28 protein-coding genes and 1 pseudogene are annotated in these 26,659 nt (G+C 74.1%); 12 read left to right on the forward strand and 17 right to left on the reverse strand.

Annotated elements, in window-relative coordinates:
• Window positions 1–55: 55 nt before the first annotated feature.
• Both C892_RS0103940 and pdxH read right to left on the reverse strand, forming a co-directional pair.
• Window positions 56–763 carry an iron-dependent transcriptional repressor DtxR gene (locus C892_RS0103940; RefSeq protein ID WP_017538696.1) on the reverse strand — a complete coding sequence of 236 codons (708 nt, stop codon included), beginning with the start codon at window positions 761–763 and terminating at the stop codon, window positions 56–58.
• Window positions 764–922: 159 nt separating this feature from the next.
• Entirely contained in the window at window positions 923–1,585 is a 663-nt protein-coding gene (gene pdxH / locus C892_RS0103945) for a pyridoxamine 5'-phosphate oxidase (protein WP_026124126.1), read from the reverse strand.
• 48 nt (window positions 1,586–1,633) lie between these two features.
• On the opposite strand from pdxH, the gene C892_RS0103950 reads away from it, so the two are divergent.
• The 3 genes from C892_RS0103950 (at window position 1,634) to C892_RS0103960 (ending at window position 5,044) form a co-directional block, all read left to right on the forward strand.
• The gene (locus tag C892_RS0103950) at window positions 1,634–2,749 is read left to right on the forward strand and encodes a citrate synthase 2 (protein WP_017538694.1); all 1,116 of its coding nucleotides are present in this window, start codon (window positions 1,634–1,636) and stop codon (window positions 2,747–2,749) included.
• Between the two features lie 75 nt (window positions 2,750–2,824).
• The gene (gene serC / locus C892_RS0103955; RefSeq protein WP_017556163.1) at window positions 2,825–3,955 is read left to right on the forward strand and encodes a phosphoserine transaminase; all 1,131 of its coding nucleotides are present in this window, start codon (window positions 2,825–2,827) and stop codon (window positions 3,953–3,955) included.
• A gap of 93 nt (window positions 3,956–4,048) precedes the next feature.
• Window positions 4,049–5,044 (forward strand): glycerophosphodiester phosphodiesterase family protein, encoded by a 996-nt coding sequence (locus C892_RS0103960; protein WP_017556164.1) that lies wholly within the window; start codon window positions 4,049–4,051, stop codon window positions 5,042–5,044.
• Between the two features lie 9 nt (window positions 5,045–5,053).
• On the opposite strand, the gene C892_RS0103965 is transcribed toward C892_RS0103960, so the two are convergent.
• Window positions 5,054–6,121 carry a YjiK family protein gene (locus tag C892_RS0103965; RefSeq protein ID WP_017556165.1) on the reverse strand — a complete coding sequence of 356 codons (1,068 nt, stop codon included), beginning with the start codon at window positions 6,119–6,121 and terminating at the stop codon, window positions 5,054–5,056.
• A 117-nt stretch (window positions 6,122–6,238) separates the two neighbouring features.
• Between C892_RS0103965 and C892_RS0103970 the strand changes: the two genes are divergently transcribed.
• Window positions 6,239–6,970: a 3-keto-5-aminohexanoate cleavage protein gene (locus C892_RS0103970; protein WP_017556166.1), complete on the forward strand. Its 732-nt coding sequence runs from the start codon at window positions 6,239–6,241 to the stop codon at window positions 6,968–6,970.
• An 84-nt stretch (window positions 6,971–7,054) separates the two neighbouring features.
• Here C892_RS0103970 and thpR read toward each other — a convergent pair whose 3' ends face one another.
• The 4 genes from thpR to C892_RS0103995 form a co-directional block, all read right to left on the reverse strand.
• A complete protein-coding gene (gene thpR, locus C892_RS0103980) occupies window positions 7,055–7,618 on the reverse strand; it encodes an RNA 2',3'-cyclic phosphodiesterase (protein ID WP_017556167.1) in 564 nt (187 codons plus the stop codon).
• On the reverse strand, window positions 7,597–8,889 hold the full coding sequence (locus tag C892_RS0103985) for an MFS transporter (RefSeq protein ID WP_017556168.1): 1,293 nt from the start codon (window positions 8,887–8,889) through the stop codon (window positions 7,597–7,599). The genes thpR and C892_RS0103985 overlap by 22 nt, the downstream gene beginning before the upstream one ends.
• Before the next feature lie 20 nt (window positions 8,890–8,909).
• Window positions 8,910–9,362 carry a MarR family winged helix-turn-helix transcriptional regulator gene (locus tag C892_RS0103990; RefSeq protein WP_017538686.1) on the reverse strand — a complete coding sequence of 151 codons (453 nt, stop codon included), beginning with the start codon at window positions 9,360–9,362 and terminating at the stop codon, window positions 8,910–8,912.
• A gap of 97 nt (window positions 9,363–9,459) precedes the next feature.
• Entirely contained in the window at window positions 9,460–10,926 is a 1,467-nt protein-coding gene (locus C892_RS0103995; protein WP_017556169.1) for an NCS2 family permease, read from the reverse strand.
• A gap of 271 nt (window positions 10,927–11,197) precedes the next feature.
• On the opposite strand from C892_RS0103995, the gene C892_RS0104000 reads away from it, so the two are divergent.
• Both C892_RS0104000 and C892_RS0104005 read left to right on the forward strand, forming a co-directional pair.
• On the forward strand, window positions 11,198–11,458 hold the full coding sequence (locus C892_RS0104000) for a DUF2530 domain-containing protein (RefSeq protein ID WP_017556170.1): 261 nt from the start codon (window positions 11,198–11,200) through the stop codon (window positions 11,456–11,458).
• Window positions 11,442–12,938, forward strand: a complete 1,497-nt coding sequence (locus tag C892_RS0104005) for a DUF7059 domain-containing protein (protein WP_017556171.1) — start codon at window positions 11,442–11,444, stop codon at window positions 12,936–12,938. Before C892_RS0104000 ends, C892_RS0104005 begins: the two co-directional genes overlap by 17 nt.
• A gap of 8 nt (window positions 12,939–12,946) precedes the next feature.
• Here C892_RS0104005 and C892_RS0104010 read toward each other — a convergent pair whose 3' ends face one another.
• From C892_RS0104010 to C892_RS0104025, 4 genes are all read right to left on the reverse strand, one after another.
• Window positions 12,947–16,084: a sacsin N-terminal ATP-binding-like domain-containing protein gene (locus C892_RS0104010; protein ID WP_017556172.1), complete on the reverse strand. Its 3,138-nt coding sequence runs from the start codon at window positions 16,082–16,084 to the stop codon at window positions 12,947–12,949.
• Between the two features lie 88 nt (window positions 16,085–16,172).
• Window positions 16,173–16,991: a DUF3027 domain-containing protein gene (locus C892_RS0104015; protein ID WP_193374740.1), complete on the reverse strand. Its 819-nt coding sequence runs from the start codon at window positions 16,989–16,991 to the stop codon at window positions 16,173–16,175.
• 136 nt (window positions 16,992–17,127) lie between these two features.
• Window positions 17,128–17,511, reverse strand: coding sequence for a cold-shock protein (locus C892_RS32540; protein ID WP_017556174.1), 384 nt, complete (start codon window positions 17,509–17,511; stop codon window positions 17,128–17,130).
• A 422-nt stretch (window positions 17,512–17,933) separates the two neighbouring features.
• Entirely contained in the window at window positions 17,934–18,809 is an 876-nt protein-coding gene (locus tag C892_RS0104025) for a hypothetical protein (RefSeq protein WP_026124127.1), read from the reverse strand.
• Between the two features lie 186 nt (window positions 18,810–18,995).
• On the opposite strand from C892_RS0104025, the gene C892_RS0104030 reads away from it, so the two are divergent.
• The 4 genes from C892_RS0104030 (at window position 18,996) to C892_RS0104045 (ending at window position 20,876) form a co-directional block, all read left to right on the forward strand.
• The gene (locus tag C892_RS0104030) at window positions 18,996–19,319 is read left to right on the forward strand and encodes a hypothetical protein (protein WP_017538678.1); all 324 of its coding nucleotides are present in this window, start codon (window positions 18,996–18,998) and stop codon (window positions 19,317–19,319) included.
• A 118-nt stretch (window positions 19,320–19,437) separates the two neighbouring features.
• Window positions 19,438–19,818, forward strand: coding sequence for a CD225/dispanin family protein (locus tag C892_RS0104035; protein WP_017556175.1), 381 nt, complete (start codon window positions 19,438–19,440; stop codon window positions 19,816–19,818).
• A 96-nt stretch (window positions 19,819–19,914) separates the two neighbouring features.
• A complete protein-coding gene (locus C892_RS0104040) occupies window positions 19,915–20,391 on the forward strand; it encodes a hypothetical protein (RefSeq protein WP_017556176.1) in 477 nt (158 codons plus the stop codon).
• Between the two features lie 47 nt (window positions 20,392–20,438).
• Window positions 20,439–20,876: a hypothetical protein gene (locus C892_RS0104045; protein ID WP_017538675.1), complete on the forward strand. Its 438-nt coding sequence runs from the start codon at window positions 20,439–20,441 to the stop codon at window positions 20,874–20,876.
• Between the two features lie 26 nt (window positions 20,877–20,902).
• On the opposite strand, the gene C892_RS0104050 is transcribed toward C892_RS0104045, so the two are convergent.
• Entirely contained in the window at window positions 20,903–21,139 is a 237-nt protein-coding gene (locus C892_RS0104050; protein ID WP_017538674.1) for a hypothetical protein, read from the reverse strand.
• Between the two features lie 137 nt (window positions 21,140–21,276).
• Here C892_RS0104050 and C892_RS0104055 point away from each other — a divergent pair, with 137 nt between their 5' ends.
• Window positions 21,277–22,233, forward strand: coding sequence for a R2-like ligand-binding oxidase (locus C892_RS0104055; RefSeq protein WP_017556177.1), 957 nt, complete (start codon window positions 21,277–21,279; stop codon window positions 22,231–22,233).
• 25 nt (window positions 22,234–22,258) lie between these two features.
• Here C892_RS0104055 and C892_RS0104060 read toward each other — a convergent pair whose 3' ends face one another.
• Both C892_RS0104060 and C892_RS31725 read right to left on the reverse strand, forming a co-directional pair.
• Entirely contained in the window at window positions 22,259–22,849 is a 591-nt protein-coding gene (locus C892_RS0104060) for a phospholipid scramblase-related protein (RefSeq protein WP_017556178.1), read from the reverse strand.
• 44 nt (window positions 22,850–22,893) lie between these two features.
• Complete coding sequence (locus C892_RS31725; RefSeq protein ID WP_017556179.1) at window positions 22,894–23,055, reverse strand: hypothetical protein; 162 nt, start codon at window positions 23,053–23,055, stop codon at window positions 22,894–22,896.
• Here C892_RS31725 and C892_RS30335 point away from each other — a divergent pair.
• Window positions 23,052–23,300 (forward strand): annotated as a pseudogene (locus C892_RS30335) (dihydrofolate reductase family protein); the annotation flags it as partial. The gene C892_RS31725 and the pseudogene C892_RS30335 sit on opposite strands and share 4 nt — an antisense overlap.
• A 15-nt stretch (window positions 23,301–23,315) precedes the next feature.
• Here the strand turns inward: C892_RS30335 and C892_RS0104075 are convergent.
• The 3 genes from C892_RS0104075 to groL form a co-directional block, all read right to left on the reverse strand.
• Window positions 23,316–24,017 (reverse strand): maleylpyruvate isomerase family mycothiol-dependent enzyme, encoded by a 702-nt coding sequence (locus C892_RS0104075; RefSeq protein WP_017556181.1) that lies wholly within the window; start codon window positions 24,015–24,017, stop codon window positions 23,316–23,318.
• A 13-nt stretch (window positions 24,018–24,030) separates the two neighbouring features.
• The gene (locus C892_RS0104080) at window positions 24,031–24,633 is read right to left on the reverse strand and encodes a septum formation family protein (protein ID WP_017556182.1); all 603 of its coding nucleotides are present in this window, start codon (window positions 24,631–24,633) and stop codon (window positions 24,031–24,033) included.
• A 218-nt stretch (window positions 24,634–24,851) separates the two neighbouring features.
• Window positions 24,852–26,483 carry a chaperonin GroEL gene (gene groL, locus C892_RS0104085; RefSeq protein WP_017538667.1) on the reverse strand — a complete coding sequence of 544 codons (1,632 nt, stop codon included), beginning with the start codon at window positions 26,481–26,483 and terminating at the stop codon, window positions 24,852–24,854.
• Between the last annotated feature and the right edge of the window lie 176 nt (window positions 26,484–26,659).

The raw sequence follows: 26,659 nt of genomic DNA on the forward strand, positions 1-26,659 counted from the left end.
GAGCAACGCGACATTTCGGGGACAGGGGCGCCCCGGTCGCCGCGCGGGGGCACGGTCAGTGCTTGGCGACGAAGACGTGGCCGGCGACCTCCCGTGACAGCTCACTGGCGGTGCCGTCGCCGGGCGCGGGGAGCACCCGCACGCCGTCCTCGGTGGCGGTCAGGCGGACCTCGCCGCCGGGGCGCACCCCGGCGTCCTTCAACTCCCGCATGACCTCGGTGTCGGTCTGCAGGTGCTCGCTGATCCGGCGGACGGTGACGCTGGTCTCGGCCCCGTTGGCGATCTCGGTCATGGGGGCGATGGACTCGTCGGAGAAGGGCTCGGGCGCGTAATCGGCCAGGCCCAGCTCGTCCAGGCCCGGGATGGGGTTGCCGTGCGGGCACACCGACGGGGCGTTGAGCAGGCCGACCAGGCGCTCCTCGACCGCCTCGGAGATGACGTGCTCCCAGCGGCACGCCTCCACGTGCACGTCCTCCCAGGCCAGGCCGATCACGTCGACAAGGAGGCGCTCGGCCAGGCGGTGCTTGCGCATGACGTGCATGGCCAGCCGGCGGCCCTCGTCCGTCATCACCAGGTGCCGGTCGTTCTCCACGCGCAGGAGGCCGTCGCGCTCCATGCGCGCCACCGTCTGGCTCACGGTGGGGCCGCTCTGGTGCAGACGCTCCGCGATGCGCGCGCGGAGCGGGACGATGCCCTCCTCTTCCAGTTCGAAGATGGTACGCAGGTACATCTCCGTGGTGTCGATGAGCCCGTGTGCGGTCAACGCTCTCCTCCCCTCGGTCGGCCGTTGAGAGCCGGCCGCCGCAGGACTCTCAACACCGTTCGGCGGCGACGGATTCCCCGCACCGAGCGGAGTCGAACTGCCTGCCGATGGCCTCCATCATAGCGTCCGGAAAGGAACCGGTTCCGGGCCTCGGCGCCCTCACGGCGAGAGCCGGTCGATGCTCCAGCGGCCGTCCTGACCCTGGCCGGTGCGAAGGTAGCGGAACCGGTCGTGCATGCGGTCGGTCCCTCCCTGCCAGAACTCGGCCTCTTCGGGGACGAGCCGGTAGCCGCCCCAGTAGTCGGGGCGCGGCACCTCCTCCTCATCCTCCCAAACCGCCGCCCAATGGGCATACCGCTCTTCCAGCAGGGAACGGTCGCTGACAGGGGAGGACTGATGCGCACTCGCCCACGCACCGATCTGGGACCCCCGGGGACGCGAACGGAAGTAGACGTCGTTCTCCGCGTCCCCGAGCGGTTCCACGCGCCCCATGAAGGACACCTGGCGACGGATCGCGTGCCAGGGGAAGAGCAGGGCCGCGCGCGGCTCCCGCTCCAGCGCGCGCGCCTTGCGCGAGCGGCGGTTGGTGAAGAAGCGCAGCCCCGACGCGTCGAACCCTTTCAGCAGCACGGTGCGCGAGCGCGGCGCCCCGCCGGGGTCGATCGTGCTCAGCACCATCGCGTTGGGCTCGGCCAGTCCGGCCTCCGCGGCCTGAGAGAACCACAGGTCGAACAGGTCCATCGGACGTCCCGGCAGACCGGAGCGGCCCAGCGGTTCACCGGAATAGGGTTCGCGCAGTTCAGCAGGGTCACAATGGTTCACGATCGTGCATCCTCCACGGTTCGCCCGTCGAGCGCAAAGGATGGCGCCATGCCCGAGTTCACGCCCGGACTCGAAGGAGTCACGGCCTTCCGGACCGAGATCGCCGAGCCGGACAAGGACGGCGGGGCCCTGCGCTACCGCGGGGTCGACATCGAACAGCTCGTGGGGCGGGTGACCTACGGCCGCGTCTGGGGGCTGCTGGTCGACGACGCCCTGGACCCGGGCCTGCCCTCGGCCGACCCGCTGCCCCCGCCGGTGGACACCGGCGACGTGCGGGTGGACGTGCAGGCCGGCCTGGCCGCCTTCGCCCCCGCGATGGGGCTGCGGCCGCTTCTGGACACCGACCCGGCCCAGGCGCGCGAGGACGTGGCGCGGGTGGGCGCCACGGCTCTGTCGGTGATCGCCGACGCCGCCCGCGCCGGCTCGGGCGAGCGCACCCGGGTCCCCGACGCGCGCGTGGCCGAGGGCGCCACCGCGGTGGAGCGGTTCATGATCCGGCTGCGCGGCGACCCCGACCCCGACCACGTGCGGGCGGTGGACGCCTACTGGACCTCGGCGGCCGAGCACGGGATGAACGCCTCCACCTTCACCGCCCGGGTGATCGCCTCCACCGGGGCCGACGTGGCCGCGGCGGTGTCCGGGGCGGTGGGGGCGATGTCGGGGCCCCTGCACGGCGGCGCCCCGGCCCGGGTGCTGCACATGCTGGACGAGACCGAGCGGGTCGGCGACGCCCGCACCTACGTGCGCCGGGCCCTGGACCGCGGCGACCGGCTGATGGGGTTCGGGCACCGGGTCTACCGGGCCGAGGACCCGCGCGCCCGGGTGCTCCGGCGCACCGCCCGCGAGCTGGGCGCGGCCCGCTACGAGGCGGCGGCTGCGCTGGAGGAGGCGGCCCTGGCCGAACTGGCCGAGCGCAAGCCGGACCGGGTGCTGGCCACCAACGTGGAGTACTGGGCGGCGGTCGTGCTCGACGTCGCCCGGGTCCCCGCCGACCTGTTCACCCCGATGTTCACCGCCGCCCGGGTCGCCGGGTGGTCGGCGCACATCCTGGAGCAGCGCCTCACCGGCCGGCTGGTGCGGCCGAGCGCGGAGTACACCGGGCCGCCTCCGCGCCCGCTGGAGGACGTCGCGGGCGCGGAGGCGGCGCTCGCCCAGGGGGTCTGATCACATCCGCCGGTCAGAGCGCGGATTTCCCGAGGGACACCCCTCACCTGCGGCGCGATCGGCCCGCCCACTACCATGACCCGGGTGAGCGACATTCAGATCCCCGCGAACCTGCTGCCCACAGACGGACGATTCGGGTGCGGCCCCTCGAAGGTCCGCCCCGAGCAACTGAAGGCCCTCGCCGATTCCGGATCCGCCTACTTCGGCACTTCGCACCGGCAGAAGCCGGTCAAGTCGCTCGTCGGGCGGGTGCGGAGCGGACTGGCGTCGCTGTTCTCCCTGCCCGAGGGGTACGAGGTGGTGGTCGGCAACGGCGGCACCACCGCGTTCTGGGACATCGCCGCGCACGGCCTGATCCGCGAGCGCTCCCAGCACCTGAACTTCGGGGAGTTCTCCTCGAAGTTCGCCAAGGTCGCCCAGGGCGCCCCCTGGCTGGGCGAGCCCACCGTCATCACCACCGACCCCGGCACGCACGGCGAGGCCCGCGCCGAGGAGGGCGTGGACGCCTACGCGCTCACCCACAACGAGACCTCCACCGGCGTGGCCGCCCCGATCCGCCGCCCGGACGGCGCCGACGCCGACTCCCTGGTGCTGGTCGACGCCACCAGCGGCGCCGGCGGCCTGCCGGTCGACATCGCCCAGACCGACGTCTACTACTTCGCCCCGCAGAAGTGCTTCGCCGCCGACGGCGGGCTGTGGGTCGCGATCATGTCCCCCAAGGCGCTGGAGCGCGCCGCCGCGATCGCCGACTCGGGGCGCTACATCCCGACGTTCCTCTCGCTCACCACCGCGATCGACAACTCCCGCAAGGACCAGACCTACAACACCCCCGCGGTGGGCACGCTGCTGCTCTTCGCCGAGCAGATCGAGTGGATCAACGCCCGGGGCGGGCTGGACTGGGCGGTCTCCCGCACCGCCGAGTCCTCCCAGGCCCTCTACACCTGGGCGGAGAAGACCTCCTACACCAGCCCGTTCGTCACCGACCCGGCGCAGCGCTCGCAGGTGGTGGGCACCATCGACTTCGACGAGTCGGTGGACGCCGCCGAGGTCGCCGCGGCGCTGCGGGCCAACGGCGTCGTGGACACCGAGCCCTACCGCAAGCTCGGCCGCAACCAGCTGCGCATCGGCATGTTCCCGGCGGTGGAGCCGGCCGACGTGCAGGCGCTGACCTCCTGCATCGAGCACGTGGTCGGCGAGTTGGCCTAGGCTCTGCGGACCCGGTAGACATGGGGGTCGGCCCGTCCGGGGCCGGCCCCCTTCGTTTCCCTGACAAGCCCCAGGCCGGGAGTGGATCGCCCAGTGCGCAGGAACAAGCGGCAGCCCGACACGCTGATCGTCTCCCACCGCGGCGCGCCGGGGCACCGGCCCGAGCACACCCTGGCCTCCTACCGGCTGGGGGCGCGGCACGGCGGCGACTTCATCGAGACGGACCTGGTGGCCACCGCCGACGGGGTGCTGGTGGCCCGGCACGAGCCGGAGATCGGCGGCACCACCGACGTGGCGGACCGCCCCGAGTTCGCCGACCGGCGCACCACCCGCACGGTGGACGGGGCCGAGCACACCGGCTGGTTCGTGCAGGACTTCTCCCTGGCCGAGCTCAAGACGCTGCGCGCCACCGAGCGCATCCCCGGCGTGCGGCCGGAGAACGCCTCCTACGACGGCGAGTTCGCCGTCCCCACACTGGAGGAGATCATCGCGCTGGCCAAGGAGCTCACCGCGGAGCTGGGCCGGCCGATCGGGATCTACCCCGAGACCAAGAGCCCGGCCTACCACGAGGCCGCCGGCCTGGAGCTGGAGCCGCCGCTGGGCGAGGCGCTGCGCGCGCACGGCCTGGCCGGCCCGGAGCCGGAGGTCCCGGTCTTCCTGCAGTCCTTCGAGAGCGGCAGCCTGAAGAAGCTCGCCGAACTGGAGGTCCCGCTGGTCTTCCTCATGGAGGACGCCGAGCCCTGGCGGGCCTACACCGACGAGGCCGGCCTGGCCGAGGCGGCGTCCTTCGCGCACGCCATCGGCCCGGAGAAGAACATGGTGGTGGCCCGAGAGGAGGACGGCTCGCTCGGGGAGCCGACCGGCCTGGTGGAGGCCGCGCACGAGGCCGGGCTGCTGGTGCACCCCTACACCTTCCGTAGTGAGAACCACTTCCTCCCGGCGGACCTGCGCTCGGAGGGCTCCGAGCGCGACTACGGCTCCTTCGCCGCCGAGTACGCGGCGTTCTTCGCCGCGGGCGTGGACGGGGTGTTCACCGACTTCTCCCGGCACGCCTTCCTGGCCCGCGAGATCCACGCCGACCAGGGCTGAGCCGCGTGTTCAGGTTCTGCGGACCAGGAGGACGATTCCGGCGATGACCGCGGCGGCCACGCCGGCGCCGCTGAGGATGAACGTCAGCGCTCCGGGGGTCGTGTCGGCGGTGGCGCCGTCGGCCTCCGAGGACGCGTCCCCGGACGGGGAGCTCTCGGCATCGTCGGCGCTCGGTCCGCCCGCGCCGCGCATGTGGCCGGGCACGGGCACCTCCCAGACGGGGCTCTCCAGGCCTTCGGTCCCGACCAGGACCGACTCCCCGCCGGGCGTGAAGGTCAGCGACTCGCCCTGTTCGGACTCGGGGAGCCCGATCCGCCCCACGCTCTTTCCCGGCACGCCCTCTGAGGCGTCGTAGAACGTCACGCCCCAGTAGGTGCGGATGGCATAGTGCGACCCGTCCGGGGCGAAGGCCGCGTCGGTGGCGTACAGCGGCGCCGAGTCCACGCGCTCCAAGCTGTTGGTGCCGTCGGGGTCGAGCTCCTCCGGGGCGGCGTACAGTCCTCCGGCGACCTCCTTGCTCACCACGTACAGGCGGCCGTCGCGCGGGTCGATCATCATGCCCTCGGCGTTGCGGCCGCCGTCGGCGTAGGTGAAGGTGAACACCTCGGCCTCGACGGTCGCGTCGGCCAGGTCCCCGGGCTCGGGGAAGCGGTAGACCCGGATGCTGGGCCATCCGCCCTCGAAGTTGTCGCCGATGTCGCCGATGTGCACGGCGGACCGCCCGTCCGGGCCCTCGGAGACCGCCACCGCCTCCCAGTCGCGCAGCTCCACGCCCTCCCCGGTCAGGGTCAGGACGGCCTGTGTGCTGCCCTGGCCGTCCACGGCGAAGACCTCGGGCGCGTAGTCCCCGCTGTCGTTGTGCGTCCAGTACACGTCCTCGTGGGCGGCCGAGGCGGCGAGCCCGCTGGACTCGGCGATGCGGGGGTCCTGGATCCGGAAGCGGACCTGCGCACCCCCCGGCACTGCGGACGGGTCGGGGGACGGCTCGGCCGCCGCGGGCGGGGCGGCGGGGACGGCGGCGGCCCCGGCCGCCGCGGTGAGCAGGGCGCAGGCCGCGGCGGCGGCGCGGTGGTGCATGCCGCCATCCTGCCATCACCGCCGCGGCGCATCCCGTGAGCACCCCGGGTGAGGACGGGTCCGGTTGCGGGCATGTTCCGCGTACCACCGTCGCCTCCGCCGGAGAGGAAGGCCCCCATGAGGATCATCGCCTGCCTGAACGGCGACCGCAGGCCCGGCGCGCACCCGGCGCTGCCGGTCTCGGCCGAGCAGATCGCCCTGGACGCCGCGGCCGCGGTGGCCGCCGGGGCCGACGAGGTGCACGTCCACCCCAGGGACGGCTCCGGGGGCGGGGCCCTGGAGCCGCAGGTGCTGTCCCCGATGCTGGAGCGGCTGCACGCCGCCGTGCCGGGCGTGCCGGTGAGCGTGACCACCGCGCTGAGCGCCGAACCGGACCCCTGGCGCCGCTACGACCTGGTGCAGCGCTGGGGCTCGCTGCCGGACTCGGCGACGGTGAACCTGCACGAGCCGGGCGCGGTGGAGGTGGCGCGGATGCTGGTGGACCGCAGGGTGCGGGTGGAGGCCGGGGTGGCGGACGTCGACGCGGCCCGGCTGCTGGCGGCGATCGGGATGGCCGCGGAGTTCGGCCGGGTGCTGGTGGCGCCGCAGGACACCGACCCGGACCGGGCGCTGGCCGAGGCCGAGCGCATCGAGGCGGTGCTGGACCGGGCGGGGATCGGCCTGCCGCGCCTGCTGCACGGGGTCGGGGAGGCGGCCTGGCCCGTGCTGGAGGCGGCGGCCGCGGCCGGGCACGACGTGCGCATCGGGCTGGAGGACACGCTGCGGGGACCGGACGGCGGGGAGGCGGCCGGCAACGCGGCGCTGGTGCAGGCGGCGGCGGAGCGGGTCAGCTCACGAGCGCGCCGATGACGACGATCAGCATGATCGCCGCGAGGATCGTCGGCAGCAGCCAGCGCTGCTTTCTGTTGTTGGTCAGCATGCTCATGGCACTCATCAGCCTAGCGCCCAGGTCGCGGCGGTCCGGTACCGGCGCCCGCGGTCCCGGGGGCGGCTCTCCACCAGGTGCACCTCGCCGGCCTCCCAGAACGGCGTGGCCAGGGCGCCCAGGGCGGTCCGCAGCGCCGACAGGTGCGCGGGGCGGCGGCTGCGGGCCAGGGTGAGATGCGGCACGAAGGGGCGGCGCTCGACCCGCACCCCGCCCGTGCGGGCCGCCCGGCGCAGGCCGGCGGCGGGCCCGGCGAGCGGGGAGGCGGTGTGCTCGCCCTGCACGCCCGCCCACAGCACGGTCGCGGCGGAGTCGTCCCCGGGGAAGGTCCCGGCCCCGCGCAGCGCGACCCGTTCGGGGCCGTGGCGGGCCAGCTCGTCGGTGAAGGCCTGCTCCAGGGCGGGCAGCCGTCCGGGGGCGGTCTCCCCGAGGAACAGCAGGGTGATGTGCCGGTCCTCGCGCCGCGTCCACCGCAGTCCCGGGTCGGGATGCTCGCCCAGGGCCTCGCGGACGGCCTCTTCGGCCGCGTCCAGCACGTGCTCCGGAGGGGTCACCGCGATGAACAGGCGCATGTCGCCACCCTGTCAGCCGTGGGCCCCACGGGGGCGCGGGTGACCGCGACGAACGGGCTCCGGCCGCTCAGCCGCACGCGGGCCTTCAGGCGGCGGGCCAGAAGCACCCCGACCACGGCGGTGACCACCAGGGTGACGGCGCCGCCGGTCGCCAGGCTGACCCGCGGGCCGAGCGTGTCGGCCAGCACCCCCACGATGGGCGCGCCGATGGGGGCCATGCCGAGGAAGACCAGCATGTACATGCTCATCACCCGCCCGCGCAGCTGAGGGTCGACGCTGAGCTGGAAGAACGCGTTCTGGGTGGCGGTGAAGGTGAGGAAGGCGATCCCCATCGGCAGCAGCGCGAGCGTGAACCAGGCATAGCCGGGCGCCAGCGCGGCCACCACCTCCGTGGCGCCGAAGAGGAACGCGCCGACCAGCACGGTGCGCAGCCGCGGCCGCTCCCGCCGGGCCGACAGCAGTGCCCCGGCCAGCGCGCCCACCGCGAGCGCCGCCGCGGAGACGCCGAACGCGGCCGCCCCCGCGGCGAAGACGTTGTTGGTCATCAGCGCGATCTGGTTCTGCACGTTCGACCCGAACATCTGCAGGAAGGCGGTCATCACCAGCAGCAGCACCAGGTCCGGGCGCCCGGCCACGTAGCGCAGCCCCTCCCGGGTCTGGCCCTTGGAGCGGGGGGCGGGTTCGGTGGTCTCCAGCTCCGACGGGCGCATCATCCACAGCCCGGTGAGCACGGCCAGGAAGGAGAGCGCGTTGATGAGGAAGACCGGGCCGCTGCCGACGGCGGCGATGAGCACCCCTGCCACGGCCGGGCCGACCACGCGCCCCAGCTGGAAGCTGGCACTGTTCAGGGCGATGGCGTTGGGCAGGTCGCGCTTGCCCACCATCTCCACCACGAAGGTCTGCCGGGCCGGGTTGTCCAGCACGGTGATCAGTCCGAGCCCCAGGGCGAAGACGTAGACGTGCCAGACCTGGGCCGCCCCGGCGGTGGCGAGCACACCCAGCCCCAGGGCGAGCACGCCCATGGCGGCCTGGGTGGCGATGAGCAGCCGCCGCTTGCCCGCCCGGTCGACCACGGTCCCGCCCCACAGGCCCAGCAGCAGCATGGGCAGGAACTGCAGGGCGGTGGTGACGCCCAGGGCGATGCCGCTGCCGCCGCTGAGCTGGAGCACCAGCCAGTCCTGGGCGATGCGCTGCATCCAGGTGCCGGTGTTGGAGACGACCTGGCCGGCCGCGAAGAGCCGGTAGTTGCGCACCGCCAGGGATCGGAACATCGCCGGCCCGCGGCGTCCGGCTAACTCCGGCTCAGCCGGTCCAGGATCTCCGCCGCCTCCCGCAGCACCTGTCTCTCGTGGGGCTCCAGCTCGCCCAGCCTCCGGGCCAGCCACTCCTCCCGGCGCCGCGTGTCCTGACGGACCAGGGCGCGGCCCTGGTCCGTCAGGTCCACCAGCTGCTGGCGCCGGTCCTGGGGGTGCGGTTCCCGGCGCACCAGGCCGCGCTCCTCCAGCGCGCTGATGATCCGGGTCATCGACGGCGGCTGGACCTTCTCGTGGTCGGCCAGGGCCCGCGGGGTCATCCGGCCCTGCCGGGCGAGCGCGAACAGGACGGCCCCCTGTCCGAGGGACAGCGAGGTGTCCGGGCGCTGCGCCCGCAGCCGCCGGGCCAGCCGCCCCACGGCCACGCGCAGGTCGGCCTCCAGGCCGGGTGTCTGATCGTCCATCCGCTCGGAGGGGTCGGGGTTCGTCATCAGCGGGACTCATTACTCTTGCTAACGAAATCGCGCGCCCGTGTCTTCCCTTCGGGCGGACAGGGCACCCTACCCCCACGGCGCCCCGCCACCGGCCCTACAGCCCGAGCAGCGCCTCGATCGGCCCCAGGCAGAAGAAGACCAGGAAGGCCGCGGAGACCACCCACAGCAGCGGGTGCACCTCTCGCACGCGCCCCTGCACCGTGCGGATGAAGGTGTAGGCGATGAACCCGAACCCGATGCCGTTGGTGATCGAGTAGGTGAAGGGCATCGTCGCGATGGTGAGGAACGCCGGGACGCCGATCCCCAGGTCGGAGAAGTCGATCTTGGTGACCTGGGTCATCATCATGAAGCCGACGATGATGAGCACCGGGGTGGCGGCCTCGAAGGGCACCAGCTCCACCAGCGGGGCGAACAGCGTGGCGGCCAGGAACAGCAGGCCGGTCACGACCGGGGCGATGCCGGTCCGGGCTCCCTCGCCCACGCCCGCCGAGGACTCGGCGAAGACGGTGTTGACCGAGGCCGAGGCGCCGCCGCCGGCGACCGTGCCCAGCGCGTCCACCACGAGCACCTCGCGGGCGCGCGGGACGTTGCCGTCCTCGTCGAGCATCCCGGCCTGCCCGCCGACGCCGACCATGGTGCCCATGGTGTCGAAGAAGTCGGCCAGCAGCAGGGTGAAGACGAGCAGGATCACCAGCACCGCGCCGACATCGGCGAAGCCGCCGAACAGGTTGAACTGCCCCACCAGGCTGAAGTCGGGCACCGAGAGCACGTCGCCGAGCGAGGACGGCACCGCGGGCGCGGTCAGCGACCACCCCTCGGGCCGGGCGGTGGTCTCCACGACGATCGCCACCGCGGTCGCCACGGCGATCCCGATGAGCATGGCGCCCTTGACCCGGCGCACCATCAGGGCGATGGTCAGCGCCAGGCCCAGCACGAACACCGCGATCGGCCAGCCGGAGAGCGCGCCGTCGCCCAGCTGCACCGGGACGGTGCTGTTCGCGGCGTCGGGCACGCGGGTGATGAACCCGGCGTTCACGAAGCCGACGAAGGCCAGGAACATGCCCACGCCGACCGCGATCGCCGTCTTCAGCCCGGCGGGGATGGCGCGGAAGACGGCGGTGCGGAAGCCGGTGAGCACCAGCACCAGCAGCACGATGCCTTCCAGCACCACCAGGCCCATGGCGTCGGCCCAGGTCATCTGGGGGGCGAGCGAGTAGGCGACGATCACGTTCAGCCCCATGCCGGCGGCCACCGCGAACGGGTAGCGGCTGACCACGCCCATGAGGATGGAGATCACGCCGCCGACCAGCGCGGTGGTGGCGGCGACCCGGGCGATGCCCAGCTCGTCGCCGGCCGCGTCGGGCGCGGTCCCGATGATCAGCGGGTTGAGCACGATGATGTAGGCCATCGCGAAGAAGGTGGCCAGTCCGCCGCGGATCTCCCGGGCGAAGGTGGACCCGCGCGCGCTGACCTCGAAGTAGCGGTCGATGCGGCCGCGGAGGCCGCTCGGGGCGGTGGGGCTGTCTGCGGCGGAGGGCGCCGGGGGTGGTGGTGCGTTCACTCGCTCGACCTTGGCATGTCGGGGATGGCTCCTGGGTTGCCTGACGGAATCAGATTAGTTGCATATTCACACGAATGCGGACATCTCAGGCGAGCGAGATTCATAGGAATCTCCAAGCCCGCCGCAGCGGCACGGGTTCGGGAACCGCCGCTGTGACCCGTCTCTCCCCTTCCCGGGCGGGGCCGCCCGGCGGCCGCCGGGCGCCCGGCCCCCTTCCCCGGTGTCCTAGCCTGGAGGCGTGCGCACACCCCGACGCCCGGACCCCGAGGTCATGGAGAGCGACTACCGCGTCCCGACCGCGCTGGGCACGCTGGCCTGGACGGTCGCGCTCGTCGTGCTGCTCGTCCGCGGCGAGGGCCTCGCGGACGGCGAGCGGTGGTGGATCTGGGTCTGCGCCGCGGGCATCGCCCTGGGGGTGTTCGGCTTCTTCTACGTCCCCTTCCTGCTGGGCAGGCGGGAGGCCGCCGAGCGCCGCCGCGACGGGGAACGTGCGAGCGGCTCTGAGGCGACCGATAATGGGCCCCGTGCCTGAATCGCTCCGCCCCTTCCCGCGCCGGCTCGCCGACCGGCTCCGGCGCATCCTGATCGACGCCGACTACACCGTCTCCGGTGTGCGCGACCGGCTCGGCGGCACCGCCGCCCGGGCCCTGGCCCGCGAGCAGCTGGTGCCCGCGCTGCGCGCCACCGGCGGCGAAGAGGGCCTGGGACTGCTGCTGCGCCTGTGGTGGCTCCAGGAGCCCATCGCCGACAAGGCCGCGCGCGCCCTGCTCCCGGTCGACGAACTCGCCGAGCACGGCCTGCTCTCGGCCGCAGGCGGCGAGGTGCGCGCGCGGGTCCACCTGGGGCCGTGGGAACTGGAGGACGGCCGTCCCGGCTATGTCGTCAGCGACCCGACGGTCCGCCCCGGACAGGGCGTGCCCCGCCCCGACCACGTGGTGGGCGCGGGCGGCGCCTCCTCCACCCTCTCCAAGCTCATCGTGGACGGCCCGTTCGAGCGTGCGCTGGACCTGGGGACCGGGTGCGGCGTCCAGGCGCTCCACCTCTCCTCCCGCGCCGGCGAGGTGGTCGGCACCGACCTCAACCCCCGTGCGCTGCACCTGGCCGAGATCAGCTGCGCCCTGTCGGGCGTGGACAACGCGGCCATGCGGCGGGGGTCGCTGTACGAGCCCGTCGAAGGCGAGCGCTTCGGGCTGATCGTCTCCAACCCGCCCTTCGTCATCACGCCCGAGCCGGCCCGCTACACCTACCGCGAGTCCGACATGGGCGGGGACGCGCTCTGCGCCGAGCTGGTGCGCCGCGCCCCCGAGCACCTGACCGACGGGGGCTGGTGCCAGCTCCTGGGCAACTGGCTGCACGTGGAGGGGGAGGACTGGCGCGACCGGGTCGGCGGCTGGGTCGCCGGGACGGGCTGCTCGGGCTGGGTGGTCCAGCGCGACGTGCAGGACCCCGCCGAGTACGTGGAGCTGTGGCTGCGCGACTCCTGCGAGCACGGCGGCCCCGAGTACACCCGCCGCTACGACGCCTGGCTGGACTACTTCGAGCGCGAGGGCGTCAAGGGGGTCGGCTTCGGCTGGATCTGCCTGCGCAACGACGGCGCCCAGGACGCGGCGGTGCGGGTGGAGGAGCTGCGCCACGAGATCGAGCAGCCGGTCGGCCCGTACCTGCCCGGCGTGGTGGACGGGGCGATGACCGCCCACCGCCTCACCGACGCGGCGCTGCTCTCGGCGCACGTGGCCCTGGCGCCCGGCGTCGTGGAGGAGCGCATCGGGGTGCCGGGGGCGCCGGACCCGCAGCGCATCGTGCTCCGCCAGGAGAACGGGCTGCACCGCGCCGCCCAGGTCGGCACGGTGGAGGCGGCCCTGGCCGGGGTGTGCGACGGGACGATGCCCGTCGGCCCGCTGCTGGACGCCATCGCCCAGCTCACCGAACAGGACGCGGCCCAGGTCCGCAAGGACGCCCCGGACGTGCTGCGCTCCCTGATCGCCGAGGGCTTCTTCCGGGTCGCCCGGTAGGCGCGGCCCTACTCCAGGTCGGCCTCGGCCAGGAGGAACGGGGCGCGGTCCGGGTCCCGCAGGACCGCGGCGACCAGGTGGCGCCGGGCCCAGGTGCCCGCGGACCAGCACAGGGCCCGCGCCAGGCCGTCGGGGGTGGACGCGTGCACCACCCCGTCGGCCACGCGCCACTCGGTCTCCGCGCCGTCCACCGTCAGCGTGTCGTGGTGCACGTAGGTCAGCGCCCCGGCGGGGGCGAAGAGCAGGACCTCGTCGGGCACCGGGCGCACCCGGCCCGAGGACTCCACGCGGCCCTCGACCGCCTCCGAGAGCAGCGACAGGTCGAGCACGTCCGCCAGCGCCTCGGCCTGCTCGGCCGGGGCGAGCAGCAGCGGCCGCCCCTGCGCCAGCGGCAGCAGGTCGGGGGCGTCCACCACCAGGGCGTCCTCGGCGTCGGCCACCACGATCGCACCGCCGTCGACCGCCCGCACCCGCTCCGGGGGCACCACGCGCTCGGCCGGCACCCCGGCCAGCGCCGCCCAGATCCGGCGCAGCGCCGCGTGCTCCACGTGCCGCTCCGGGTCGGCCAGCCGCTCCAGCAGGTCGTCCGGGCCGTCCGGGTCGGCCAGCAGCTCCTCCAGGGACGCGCGCACGCCCACCGCCCGGGCCAGCTCCGTGTCGAGCCCCTCCGGCGCCTGCTCGTACAGCCCCTCCAGCACCGGGTCGGCGCCGGGCAGACGCAGGTCGCCGGGCCGGGAGCCGCCGATGAGCGCGCCGGTCCGCAGCCACCAGGCGGTGTAGGACGGGACGTCGGCGGCGCGCCCGCCCTCCAGCAGCAGCCGGGCGGGCTCGGTGACGGCACGGCGCGCCGGCGAGCCGGCGATCAGTTCCAGCGCGCGCTGCCACCGGTCCGAGCGCACGAACTCCAGGTCGGCCACGGCGGTCAGCTCGGGCACCGTCGGCGGCAGGTCCTCCTCGCCCGCGCGCCGCACGGCCTCCTCGGCCCACTCCTCCAGCCCGTCCACCGGCAGGTCGTCCAGGGAGTCCTCCAGCGCCTCGCCCAGGGTGACGTCGTGGGCGCGCAGCACCGCGAAGCCGTCCAGGCAGCCCGCCGCCGCCAGCACCGCGCGGCCGTGCCGCTCCACCAGGTCCGGCGCGACCACCCCGAACGGCGCGTCGGCGGCGAGCACCTCCCGCAGCGGGCTGTCCGGCAGCAGCAGCTCCCCGGCGACCGAGTACCCGCCCTCGTCGTCGCGGAGCGCCAGCTCCGCGAGCCAGGGCCGTCCCCGGTCCGGGCCGCTCCCCGGGCCGACCGCCGCGACCAGCGCCAGCACGGGCCCGCTCACCGCCTCGGGGTCGTCGGCGTCCAGCGAGCCGCCGACCGCGGCCCGCACCGACGGGTCGTCCAGCACCGCCTGCGCACCGGCCTCCACCGCGCCGAGCCGCACCAGCAGCTCCTCGGCGGCCTCCGGGTGCACGATCCGCACCCCCAGCGGCGCCAGCACCGCCGGATCCAGCACGCCCGCCCCGAAGGACTCCCCCACCGGGAGCAGCAGCCCGCGCGGCCCGCGGACCAGGCGGCCGTCGGCCAGCGGCACCGGCAGCGCCCCCAGCTCGTCCAGGTCGGTGCCGCGGGCGGCCGAGGCGCGCAGCGCCCGGTACAGCCCCGCCCACCAGGACGGCTCGGCCTCCCGGTCGCCCAGCAGGTCGGCGAGTTCGGCGGGGCCGACCCAGCGCACCCGCAGCTGCGCCAGGGCGGGGTGGCCCGGGTCGGCCCCGGCGCCCAGCGCGGTGGGCAGCACGTCGGCGAGCACCTCGGCGACCTGCGGGCCGGGCTCGACCAGCACCGCGTCGATCGGGCGCACCGGGCGCCCGCGCACGGTGCGCAGGAACGGCGCCTCCTGCAGCGGCTTGGCCGCCGCCGCGCGGAGGCGCCCGTCGAAGGACCCGTGGCCCAGCGAGGGCAGCGGCACCAGGTCCAGCGCGGCGCGCGGCTCCAGCCGGGCCAGCAGGTCGGCGTAGGCCTCGGCGGCCTCGCCCACCAGCGCCTCGGCCGCGGGGCCCTCGGCGATCCGCCGCCGGTCGGGGCTCAGCGGGAAGGAGCCGATCAGCAGCGCGGGCAGGGCCAGCTCGGCATCGCCGGGGGTGGGCGCGTGCACCACGCGCGCAACGCCGTCGGGCAGGCCGGCCGAGCCGTCCTCTCCGACCGCGGTGGCCCAGGTGAGGGTCCACTCCAGGCGGGAGCGCTCCTCGGTGGGGCGGTCGGCCAGCAGGGCGGGCTCGAAGCGCCCGGTGCGGGTGACGGTGCGCCAGCGGGTGGTGCGCTCCGGGCCGCCCTCCTCGGCGGAGGTGGTCACCACGTCGACGGCACCGCCGTCCGCGGCGTCCTCCTCAGCCCGGTCCCCGGTGTCCGGGGCCGCGCGCCTGCTCAGCACGCGGGCCGGGCGGCCCTCGATCTCCACCCGCACCCCACTCAGCGCGGGCAGGGCCAGCAGCAGGGCCTCACCGGTCTCCTCCAGGAGCTCGGCGACCCGCCGCCGGGTGTCGGCGTCGCGCAGGAGCAGGGTGACGGCGGTGGTGTACCCCTCCGGCACCGCCCCCTGGCCCGCGGCCGGGTCGGCGGGGAAGGGCAGGCGCAGCAGCGGCAGGTCGCCGCCGCGCCGCTCCAGCTCCTCGGCCAGGCCGGGGTCGGCGCGCCCGGGCCCGAGGAGGCCGGCGCGCACCTCCTCCCGGGCGAGCGCGCGCGACCAGCGCACCGCCCCGTCCGCCGATGCGGCGGTGACCTCGTCCGACAGGGCCGCGACGGCGGAGAATCCGACGCCGAACCGACCCACCGCCCCGTGCCCCTCGCCGTCCCTCTTGGCGGAGGCGCGCAGCGTGGACATCGACTCCACGCCGTCGGCGGTCAGCGGCGCGCCGGTGTTGGCGGCGGTGAGCACGTCACCGCTCAGGCGCAGCAGCAGGCGTCCCGGAACGCCCGCGCGCGCGGCGGCGTCGGCGGCGTTCTGGGCCAGCTCGACGACCGCGCGGTCCCGGTACCCGCCGAGCGCGTGGTCCTCCTCGGCGTTGGCGTCCTCCCGGAAGCGCGCGGGCGCGGCCGCCCATCCGTCGAGCACACGGCGCCGCAGCTCCGAGGTGCCGAACGGGTCGGTCTGCTTGGCGGCCATGGGGGCTCCTCCCGAGTGGGTGCGGGACTACCGTACGCGACGGCGGGAGGGGCGTCGGAGGGGTTTTCGGCCGTGCCGTCCGGCCCGGTCAGCCCTCGGTGGAGACCAGTTCCAACTCGCTGGTGTCGTCGAAGACGATGTGGTCGTATCCGAGCTCGTCGATGACGGGCACGGGGGACGGCTCGCTGCGCACCGCCTCCCGGACGGCCTCGGAGTGCGCCCCGCAGCCGTGGTCGTAGGAGACCACCCGGCCGTCGTCGGGGGCGTACTCGTTGGCGCACACGCCGAACATCCGGCGCAGGCCGCCGGCGAGCGGGGTCATGAAGCCGCAGGTGGAACAGGTGGCCGGAGCGGCGGCGGCGATCGCGCTGCGCGGGCCGGCCTCACCCTCGTACCAGCGCTCGGCGGCGGCGTCGCGGCCCTCCCGGGACAGCACGCGCGGCCGGCCCAGCCCCATCTCCCAGGGGGCGGTCCGGTCGTCGGCCTCCTCCTCCAGGGCGTCGGCGGGTGCGTAGGCGAAGCCGGGCTCCAACCGGTCGTCGTCGGCGGAGGTGGGCAGCAGGTCGCCCACGCCCAGGTCGCCCGGGCGCAGCCGCTCCTTCCACGGAACCCACTGCGGCGCCAGCAGCGCCTCGGGGCCCGGGAGCAGCACCGCCTCGTTGACGGTGACGACCTTGGCGCGCGCCGCGCGCACGACGGTCACGGCGTAGTGCCAACCCGGGTAGGCGGCGTCGCGGCACTCGAACAGGTGGGTGACCAGGCGGTCGCCCTCCACGTGCGCGGACAGGTGATCGCCAACCCACTCCGGACGGGAGATCTCGACGGCGGCGCTCCGCGCGAGGTCGACCGCCTCGATGCATGCCTTGTCTGGTGCGGGGTTACGACGGCTAGGGCTCACACTCCCCATCTTCGCCGATGGGAACCACCGCCGAGTCCACGACACCGACTCGATAGACGACCGTTACGTCGGATTGGGGAGGTACGGGGGATTCTCCGCCGCCCCCGCAGGCGATCTGTGGCGGGGACCACACCGCGGCGCTCGCTCAGGCCTCCAGGTCGTCGGCGACCACGCGCAGCACTTGGGCGATCTTGGCCGCCTCCTTGCGGTCGGGGTGCTTGCCCCGGCGGTAGGTCGAGGAGACGCCGTCCAGGAGCTTGATGAGGTCCTCGGTGATGACGACCATCTCGTCGGGCTTCTTGCGCATCGCCTTGGCCACCGAGCGCGGCGCGTCGAGCAGCTTGACCTGCAGCGCCTGGGCGCCCTTGCGCCCTTCGACCACCCCGAACTCCACCCGCTGGCCGGAGCGCAGGGACGTGGTCCCCGTCGGCAGCGCCGAGGAGTGCACGAAGACCTCGCCGCCGTCGTCACGGGTGAGGAAGCCGAATCCCTTGTCGCCGTCGTACCACTTGACCTTGCCGGTGGGCACGTGTGACCTCACGCTCTCGCCGTCGGACCCTAAGGGGCGAGGCCGGGGAATCCGCCGCGAATGGGGGCGAATGTCCGCTCGGCCTCTCGGATCCATCTTTCCATAGGGGGCTTTCCAGGCTAATGCTCGACGAACACGCCGAGCGAGGGGCCGAAGGCCACATGTTCCCCGAAATGCCGATAAACCCCGAGGGCCGTAACCGGCCACCCCGCGCATGCGAGAGGCCCGGACGCGGATCTCCGGGCCTCTCCTTTGACGACCGCCCCCGTCGCCGCTGGTTGCGGAGTTTCGGGACGGGACCCGGCGGGACCGGGGCGGGCGTCAATCCCCCTGCGCCCCCGGCCGGTGACCGGCGCCGAACCCGGTGGCGCACCGTCATGATTACCCGCGCCGCGAGCCCGCAACGCGTCGAAAACCCCTGGTCAAGCAGGATATTCCGGAGGATTTAACGGCCGATGACCCGAGGCGGGCGCGACCGCGGCGATCCGGACCACCAGGTACACCGCGCAGGCCGCCGCGGCCAGCCGCAGCCCGACCACCCCGGTCGAGGTGAGCGACTCCAGGACGATCTGGTCGATGTAGGGCGCCTCCCCCGGCCAGAACGCCATGGCCACCAGGGTGGCCGCCGGCGGCGCCCCCGCGAGGACCCACTTGTCGCGGCGCGTCCAGACCTTGCTCAGCACCACCATCGCGCCGCCGATGATCCACAGGAACGCCGCCTCGGCCGCGAGGGCGCCGGCCGCGTACAGCAGCAGGACCAGCAGCTCGGAGGGGTGGTCACGGAAGGCCGCCGCAGTGGCCGACCAGCGCCGGAGGCGGCGGCCGGCGTCCCCGCCGTCCCCCTGCGCCGCGATCCGGGTGGTCGGGGTGATGGGGCCGCCGCTCTCCGGACGCACCGACACCGCCCGCGCGCCCCGGGCGCCCAGCCAGCCGGGGTCCGGCCCGCCCCGCCACGGCGGCGGTGTGCGCTTGCGCAGGACCGAGCGGCCGGTATCGGCCCGCTCCCCGCCGTCGGCTCCGTCCCCGTCGGCTCCGTCCCCGTCCTCTCCGTCGCCGTCCTCCGGGCCGCGCTCGGCGTCGAGCTCGGCGCGCACCAGGTCGTCCGGGTCGCCGAAGGACTCCAGGACCCGCCGCACCTCCTCGGCGGTGCGGGCCCCCGAGGCGCGGCGGGCCTCCTCCACCCGGCGGCGCACGTCGGCCAGGAAGGAGGCGCGCCGCCGTGAGGGGACCGCTCCGTAGGCGGCCTCCCCCACCCGCGACAGGAAGTCCAACACAAGGCGGTCGGGCTGCTCGCTCATGGACACATGGTGCACCGCCCGGAACGCCCGCGCCGCCCGGTCCCGGCCATCGGATTGCGGATGGGCACCGCATCCACGACTCGGTGACCGAAAGTGGCCACACGGTCGCCCTCCGAGAGGTATAGATGGAGGCCGCCGCCCGCACCCCGGTGCGGCACCACCACCACCGACAGCGAGAGGCAGAGCATGCGCGCACGCCGAACGGCGGCCCTGGCCGCCGCCCTGGCCGGGCTGCTGGCGACCGCGGCCCCCGCGGCCGCGGACGGCGGCCCCGGCACCCTGGACCTGTACTCGGGCCCGGGACTGGGCCACACCACCCTGGAGGGCGGCGGCTGCCACACCTTCCCCGACAAGCGGATGGTGAACCTGGCCGACTCCGAACCCGCCGCCGACTACGTCTTCCACCCCGGCCCGGACTGCACCGGCACCCCCGTGGGGAGCGGCCGTGACGACTCCCAGTGGATCCCGCCGCTGTGGGGGGTGCGCTCGGTCGACGTGCGTTTCGGCTGACCCCGGTCGGGGACGCGGCACCGGGGGCGCGGCGCCCGCATGGCCCGCCGGGAGCCGCTGCGGCTAGGCTGCAGACGCTCCCGACGCCTGAGAGGCCAGAGAGGATCGCCCGGCCGCCATGAGCGAACCCCAGCTGCCGCCCGGTGCCGCGTCCCCCCGCGACGACCACGGCCCCCCGGCCGAGCGGGCCGCCGCCTCCCCCGCGGACGCCCCGCGGACCGGTGGCGCGTCCAGCTCCACCATGGCGCTCATCCTGCACGCCCTGACCTTCCTGTGCTGCGCCAACTGGATCTTCGGGACCGTCGGCATCGTGTTCGCCGTGCGCGCCGCCCACATGCGCGACCGCGGCCGGCCGGAGCAGGCCGAGACCCTCACCCGGTACTCCTGGTACTGCCTGGGCGCGGCCGCGGTCATGTTCGTCGTGATGTCCGTGCTGACGCTCTGGCTCTTCACCCAGGCCGGGTCCTGGGTCCAGGACGCCGTGCCGGTGGGGTACTGACGCCCGGCCGGAACCCGTGGGCGCCCGACCGCGTCGTGGTTATCGTGGGGGGAACGGCCGCCCACCGACGGCGCCGCGGGGGAGGGGGAACCGACCGTGCACGGACACCGCTCGGCCATCGAGCGCTTCTGGGAGGACTCCGGGCCGAACCCGTCCCCCGTGTACAGCGCGCCCGCCGCGCACAACGCGCCACCGGTGCCGCAGGCACCGCCCGCCTCCATCCCTCCACCGCCGCAGCACCGGCCGGGCCCCGCGGCCGCCCCCTTCGCCCCACCGCACGCGCCGCCCGCCGGGCCGCCTCCGCGGACCGGGGCCGCCGCGGCCGCGCTGCTGTGCGCCGTGCTGACCCTGGCCTTCCCCGCCCTGGGGGTACTCGCGGGGCTGCCGGTGCTGGCGGTGCTCTCCAACATCCCCGGCCTGGTCTTCGGGGCCCTGGCCGTGGCCAACCGGCACGACCCCGAGGCGGTCGAGCGCAACATCGCCCGCACCTGGGCCTGCACGCTGGGCTACCTGCTGCTGATCGCGCTCGTCCTGCTGGCCATCGCCGCGCTGATCACCGCGCTCACGCCCTGACCGCCCCGGCCGACCACCGACGACCCGAACCGCGAGAGAGGCATCCCATGAGCGCACCCTGGCCCGGCCAGGAGAACGACCCGAACCGCCGGCCCGGCGGGTACGGTCCCCCTCCCGGCTACCCGACCGGAGGGCAGCCGCAGTACCCCTACGGGCAGCAGCCGGCGGGCCCGCCTCCGCCCGCGCCCTACGGCGTGCCGATGGAGAACCCGGAGATCGAGCCTTTGCGGGGCGGGGCCATCGCCGCCCTGGTGACCAGCGCGATCAGCCTGATGCTGTGCGGCTCGCTCGGCGGGATCATCGGCATCGTCTTCGGGATCCTGGCCCTGGTGGAGAAGCAGGACGCGGACAAGGTCCGGCGCTTCACCAAGTACTCCTGGATCGCCACCATCGTCGGCATCGTCCTGATGGTGCTGCTGTTCGCGGCGATCCTGATCCTGCCGTTCGTGATCGCGGCGTTCACCGTGCCGGCCGGGGCGTACTGACCGGCGCCCCGGAGGGGTCGCGCCCCTCACAGCGAGGGCAGCGCCCCCATCAGCAGCGTTCCCCCGGCGATCGCCCAGGCCAGCAGGGCGTAGACGAGGGTGCGCGAGCGCAGGGCCGCGTCGACGCGCATGGCGGGGGTCGCGAACGCGGCCACCATCAGGATCATCGCGAGCATCGCGGGGATCGTGGAGGCGATGGCGAAGATCGTCATCTGGTGCGCGCACTCCGCGTAGCCCGGCGCCCCGGGGTCGCCACAGAACACGTCGTCTCCTGGTCCGAAGGTCGGGTGCCCCAGCACCGTACCGCTCCCGGCGGGGAAATACCGCCGGGAGCGCTTTACACCGCACCGCGTTGCGTCGAATCATGAGGGGGCACCCCGACCCGAGGAGGTACCCCCCCATGGCCGACCCGTCCGGGCGCACCGGCTTCCGCTCCATCGGCGGAGGCGGTCTGAACTGGGACTCCTTCCCGCTCCGGCTCTTCACCAAGGGCAACGCCAAGTTCTGGGACCCCGCCGCCGTGGACCTGACCCGGGACACCGAGGACTGGAAGTCGCTGAGCACCGAGGCCCAGGAGCGGATCCTGCGGCTGTGCGCGCAGTTCGCCGCCGGGGAGGAGGCGGTGACCGAGGACATCCAGCCCTTCGTGCGCGCCATGGCCGCCGAGGGGCGGCTGGGCGACGAGATGTACCTGACCCAGTTCGCCTTCGAGGAGGCCAAGCACGTCCAGGCCTTCCGGCTGTGGCTGGACGCCCTGGGCGTCACCCACGACCTGCACGCCCACGTCGACCGCAACGAGGGCTACCGCGCGCTCTTCTACGAGGAGCTCCCGGCCTCGCTCAACGCGCTGCTGGAGGACCCGAGCCCGCACAACCAGGTGCGCGCCTCGGTCACCTACAACCACGTCATCGAGGGCGCCCTGGCCCTGACCGGCTACTACGCCTGGAACCACATCTGCACGGTGCGCGGCATCTTCCCCGGCATGCGGGAGATCATCCGCCGCATCGGCGACGACGAGCGCCGCCACATGGCCTGGGGCACGTTCACCTGCCGCCGGCACGTCGCCGCCGACGACGCGCTGTGGCCGGTGGTCACCGAGCGGCTGGAGGAGCTGATGCCGCACCTGAAGGCCACCGTCGAGCGCGACGACGAGCCCATGACCGGTGAGGAGCAGCAGTACCAGCTTCCGCAGGGGGAACTGCTCGGCTACGCCACCGACCGGGCCCTGCGGCGGCTGGGGGCGATCGAGACCGCGCGCGGGGTCCCGGTGGCCCGCATCGACCTGGACGCCTCCCCCGAGGACCTGGAGGAGCGCTTCGGGGAGGAGGACCGCCAGGCCATGTCCCGCCTGGCCTGAGGGGCCGACCCGTGTGCGGTCCGGGTCAGCGCTTGCCCTCCAGCAGCACCAGGTCGATCGCGATGCCCGAGGCCACGGCCAGCGTCTTGAGCGGGTCGGGCAGGTTCGGGTAGCGCTGCCAGACCTGGTAGCTGTCGGCGGCGGTGAAGAACTCGCCGAAGCTGGGGAAGTTGCGGTCGACCCGCCCGACCTCGTGCTCGTGGTTGTCGGTGATCTGGAACTCGAACGCGCCGAAGTTGCCCTTGACCGCGCCCACCGGCTGCTTCCAGGCGTCGAGCAGCCGGAAGCTCGCCTTGAACAGCTTGAAGTCCTGGTCGATGTAGCCGATCGGCCTGCCGTCGGGGTAGGCGATGGTGGTCGTTGCGGTGAACATCGCCCAGGACTTCTCGATGTACAGGCGCGGGTACCCCCAGGCGTCGTTCACCATCAGCTTGCGCGCGAACCCGGCCGTGTTGTCCGCGATGAAGCGCAGGGCCTTCATCCCGCCGTCCAGCCCGACTTCGTGGATGTGCGCCACCGGCCGCCCGTGCGCGTCGTAGCAGTAGTACTCCGACTCGTCGATGAGGAAGCGCTTCGGCTGCTTCACCACGATGGGCACTGTGTTGAAGAGGTCCACGAGCGCTTTCGACGCGCGCGCGGGCGCCACGGTTCCCACGCCCCTCAGGCGCCGTCCACGCCGTCCGCTCCGTCCCCGCCACCGGACAGGATCCGGTGCACGAGGGCGCCGATGAGCACGTCCGGGTCCCCTTCTCCGTCGAGCACGCCGGGCAGCGTGAGCTGCTCGACCGCCAGACCGGTCATCGCCAGGTAGAGCAGGACCACTGGAGGCGGTCCGCGAACTCAAGCGGGAGGAGGGCGGGCTGGGCGTCTGCCTGGTCGGCGGCCCGACGCTGGCCGGGGCGCTGCTGCCGGAGATCGACGCGGTCTTCCTCAAGCGGTACCCGGTGGTGGCGGGCGTAGGGCTGCCCCTGTTCGCGGGGGCGGGGTTCGCCCCCGCCGCGTTCACCCCGGTCGAGAGCCACCGCTTCGACGGCGGCGCCGACTACACCCTCTACCGGCGCGCCTGAGTCCGGCCGCCCCTCTCAGGCCAGGGGCGGGGGAACGGGCAGCGCTTCGAAACCGACGCGCTCCCCGTCGCGGGTCACGGTCAGGCCGTCCGGACCGGAGCGGCCCGACAGCCAGGCCAGCAGGGCCGCCCCGGGCCCCTCGGCGCGCAGCGCCGCGGGCCCCGAGCCGATGGTGCCCGCCCCGGCGATCTCCACCGCCGGCAGGTCCGCGCCGGCGAGCCGCCCGACCAGGGACTCCAGCTCGCGGGAGACGAAGCCCTCCGGCCAGTGCCCGGGGGTGTAGCCCGCGTCCAGGTCGACGTGGTGGTACTCCAGCTCCCGGTACCGCATCCCGAGCAGCTCCGCGGCGGAGAACACGGCGCCCGACCGGTGCCGCACCTCGAAGGCCCACGCCTCCTCCGGCATCGCGGCCACCGCCGCGGCCAGCCGGTCGGCCGACGAGCGCAGGTCCGCGGCCTGTTCGGGGGCGGGGCGGGGGGCGCCGGCCGCGATGTCGGCGTCACGGGCCTCCTCGCTGCGGTACATGGGGGCCTCCCGGCCCTCCCGCGCCGCCTCCAGTACGCCCGCCACGGCGTCGGCGTTGCGGGCCACATGGGTCAGCACGTGGCCGCGCGTCCAGCCCGGGAGCAGGGAGGGGGCGGCCACCTCCTCGGGGGTCAGCCGTTCGGCCGTGCGCACCAGGCGCCCGGTGGCCGCGTCGATCTCGCGCATGTCCATGCCGGAAGCCTACTCAGGCCCCGGCGCCCCTGAGGGTTCCGGTCGTCTGCGCGCCCGGCTCGAAGACGACGCAGGAGATGTCCCGGTCCAGGTCCTCGAAGGCGCCCCGGGTGGGCGTGTAGAAGCTGAACTCGTAGTCCGTCTGCTGATCGAAGGGCACGCCGATGAAGGATGCGAACTCCTCCTGGCAGAACTCCTGCGCCTCGTCCAGGATGCCCTGCTCGCCGGGCCACTCCGGCTCCGAGGAGACGGTGGCGGCGTAGACCTCCGAGTCGTGCGGCTGCGCGCAGTCGACCTTGGGGACCTCGGAGACCTCGCCCTCGAGGGTCTCGTCGTTGAGGCAGTCGCCGACGGAGATGTCGAAGGCGGCGACGTCCTCCTCCTCGGCGGGCGGCGGCGAGGACGCGGGCGCGTCCTCCTCCGGCTCCTCCGGCTCCTCTGCGGGGGCCGCGGACTCCGGCGGGGCCGTGTCGCTCCCCTGCTCGCGGGCGGCCCGGTCGGCCGCCTCCTCCAGATTGGCCAGGATCGTGCCGCACCCGGAGGCGGTCAGGGCCGCACCGGCGAGCGCCAGCGCGGCGACGGTCCGCTGGGCGGCCGGAGCGAATCGGACGGGCATGGGGGAACTCCAAATCGGTGATCGGCGGGGCGGCGCCCGAGAGGGCCGGCGAGGGGCGCCGTCCGCTCCGACGCCGTTCACGGGGCCCCGGTTCCCCGGGACCGGCCGCCGATTCGCCCCGTGCCTCCAGGACATGCGAAAGGGCGGCCCCCGGTGGCCGGGGACCGCCCTCGTCGTCGCAGGCTGTTCGCCGCGTACCCGGAAGGCCGGGACGGGGACTAGAAGTCCATGCCGCCCATGCCGCCCGTCGGGTCGCCGCCGCCGGCGGCCTGCTTCTCCGGCTTCTCGGCGATGACGGCCTCGGTGGTCAGGAACAGGCCGGCGATGGAGGCCGCGTTCTGCAGAGCCGAGCGGGTGACCTTGGTCGGGTCGATGACGCCGTCCTTGAACAGGTCGGTGTACTCCCCGGTGGCGGCGTTCAGGCCGACGCCGGCCTCCAGGTTCTTCACCTTCTCCGCGACGACCCCGCCCTCGAGGCCGGAGTTGATCGCGATCTGCTTCAGCGGGGCCTCGATGGCGCGGCGGACGATGTCGGCGCCGATCGCCTCGTCGCCGGACAGGTCCAGCTTCTCGAAGGCCGGGACGCCCGCCTGCAGCAGGGCGACACCGCCGCCGGGCAGGATGCCCTCCTCGACGGCCGCCTTGGCGTTGCGGACGGCGTCCTCGATGCGGTGCTTGCGCTCCTTGAGCTCCACCTCGGTGGCGGCGCCGGCCTTGATGACCGCGACACCGCCGGCCAGGCGGGCCAGGCGCTCCTGCAGCTTCTCGCGGTCGTAGTCGGAGTCGGTGCGCTCGATCTCGCCGCGGATCTCGTTGACCCGGCCCTGGATCGCGGTGGCGTCACCGGAGCCGTCCACGATGGTGGTCTCGTCCTTGGTGACGACGACCTTGCGGGCGCGGCCGAGCATCTCCAGCTCGGTGTTCTCCAGCTTCAGGCCCACCTCTTCGGTGATGACCTGGCCGCCGGTGAGCACCGCGATGTCGCTGAGCTGGGCCTTGCGGCGGTCGCCGAAGCCGGGGGCCTTGACGGCGACCGACTTGAAGGTGCCGCGGATCTTGTTGACGATGAGCGTCTGCAGGGCGGCGCTCTCGACGTCCTCGGCGATCACCATCAGCGGCTTGCCCGCCTGGAGGACCTTCTCGACGACCGGAAGGAACTCGTTGTTGTTGGAGATCTTGGAGTTGACGATCAGGATGTAGGGGTCCTCGAGGACCGTCTCCATCCGCTCCAGGTCGGTGGCGAAGTAGGGCGAGATGTAGCCCTTGTCGAAGCGCATGCCCTCGGCGAGCTCGAGCTCCAGACCGAAGGTCTGGCCCTCCTCGACCGTGATGACGCCTTCCTTGCCGACCTTGTCCATCGCCTCGGCGATGACCTCGCCGATCTGGGCGTCGCCGGCGGAGATGGAGGCGGTGGAGGCGATCTGCTCCTTGGTCTCCACGTCCTTGGAGAGCTTGGCCAGCTCCTCGCTGATGCGGGAGACGGCGGACTCGATGCCGCGCTTGAGGCCGATCGGGTTGGCGCCCGCGGCGACGTTGCGCAGGCCCTCGCTCACCATGGCCTGGGCCAGGACGGTGGCGGTGGTGGTGCCGTCACCCGCGACGTCGTCGGTCTTCTTGGCGACCTCCTTGACGAGCTCGGCGCCGATCTTCTCGTACGACTCCTCGAGCTCGATCTCCTTGGCGATGGAGACGCCGTCGTTGGTGATCGTGGGGGCGCCCCACTTCTTCTCCAGAACGACGTTGCGGCCCTTCGGGCCGAGCGTGACCTTCACGGCGTCAGCGAGCGTGTTCATGCCGCGCTCAAGGCCGCGACGGGCTTCCTCGTCGAACGCGATCAGTTTGGCTGCCATAGACTTCCTGTCCTCCCGGGACGGGCTGATACGCGAAGGGAACGAGCCGACGCCCGCGACGGACGACCGCGGTCCGCCGGCTGTCCGGCCGCCGGCGCCCGCGGCCTCATCGTCTCGATCCTGGTTAGCACTCACTCGATCGGAGTGCTAACGATCCCCTTTTTAGCACTCCCCCA

It is taken from the genome of Nocardiopsis baichengensis YIM 90130, from assembly GCF_000341205.1.
GTDB classification, from domain to species: Bacteria; Actinomycetota; Actinomycetes; order Streptosporangiales; family Streptosporangiaceae; genus Nocardiopsis_A; species Nocardiopsis_A halophila.

What these genes read in the sequence shown, in the direction of transcription:
- C892_RS0103950 (WP_017538694.1), top strand. Translation starts at nt 1,634, where the DNA reads ATGCCCGAGTTCACGCCCGGACTCGAAGGAGTCACGGCCTTCCGGACC.
- serC (WP_017556163.1), top strand. Translation starts at nt 2,825, where the DNA reads ATGACCCGGGTGAGCGACATTCAGATCCCCGCGAACCTGCTGCCCACA.
- C892_RS0103965 (WP_017556165.1), bottom strand. Translation starts at nt 6,121, where the DNA reads ATGCACCACCGCGCCGCCGCCGCGGCCTGCGCCCTGCTCACCGCGGCG.
- C892_RS0103970 (WP_017556166.1), top strand. Translation starts at nt 6,239, where the DNA reads ATGAGGATCATCGCCTGCCTGAACGGCGACCGCAGGCCCGGCGCGCAC.
- thpR (WP_017556167.1), bottom strand. Translation starts at nt 7,618, where the DNA reads ATGCGCCTGTTCATCGCGGTGACCCCTCCGGAGCACGTGCTGGACGCG.
- C892_RS0103985 (WP_017556168.1), bottom strand. Translation starts at nt 8,889, where the DNA reads ATGTTCCGATCCCTGGCGGTGCGCAACTACCGGCTCTTCGCGGCCGGC.
- C892_RS0103990 (WP_017538686.1), bottom strand. Translation starts at nt 9,362, where the DNA reads ATGACGAACCCCGACCCCTCCGAGCGGATGGACGATCAGACACCCGGC.
- C892_RS0104000 (WP_017556170.1), top strand. Translation starts at nt 11,198, where the DNA reads ATGGAGAGCGACTACCGCGTCCCGACCGCGCTGGGCACGCTGGCCTGG.
- C892_RS0104005 (WP_017556171.1), top strand. Translation starts at nt 11,442, where the DNA reads ATGGGCCCCGTGCCTGAATCGCTCCGCCCCTTCCCGCGCCGGCTCGCC.
- C892_RS0104010 (WP_017556172.1), bottom strand. Translation starts at nt 16,084, where the DNA reads ATGGCCGCCAAGCAGACCGACCCGTTCGGCACCTCGGAGCTGCGGCGC.
- C892_RS0104015 (WP_193374740.1), bottom strand. Translation starts at nt 16,991, where the DNA reads ATGGGGAGTGTGAGCCCTAGCCGTCGTAACCCCGCACCAGACAAGGCA.
- C892_RS0104025 (WP_026124127.1), bottom strand. Translation starts at nt 18,809, where the DNA reads ATGAGCGAGCAGCCCGACCGCCTTGTGTTGGACTTCCTGTCGCGGGTG.
- C892_RS0104030 (WP_017538678.1), top strand. Translation starts at nt 18,996, where the DNA reads ATGCGCGCACGCCGAACGGCGGCCCTGGCCGCCGCCCTGGCCGGGCTG.
- C892_RS0104035 (WP_017556175.1), top strand. Translation starts at nt 19,438, where the DNA reads ATGAGCGAACCCCAGCTGCCGCCCGGTGCCGCGTCCCCCCGCGACGAC.
- C892_RS0104045 (WP_017538675.1), top strand. Translation starts at nt 20,439, where the DNA reads ATGAGCGCACCCTGGCCCGGCCAGGAGAACGACCCGAACCGCCGGCCC.
- C892_RS0104055 (WP_017556177.1), top strand. Translation starts at nt 21,277, where the DNA reads ATGGCCGACCCGTCCGGGCGCACCGGCTTCCGCTCCATCGGCGGAGGC.
- C892_RS0104075 (WP_017556181.1), bottom strand. Translation starts at nt 24,017, where the DNA reads ATGGACATGCGCGAGATCGACGCGGCCACCGGGCGCCTGGTGCGCACG.
- C892_RS0104080 (WP_017556182.1), bottom strand. Translation starts at nt 24,633, where the DNA reads ATGCCCGTCCGATTCGCTCCGGCCGCCCAGCGGACCGTCGCCGCGCTG.
- groL (WP_017538667.1), bottom strand. Translation starts at nt 26,483, where the DNA reads ATGGCAGCCAAACTGATCGCGTTCGACGAGGAAGCCCGTCGCGGCCTT.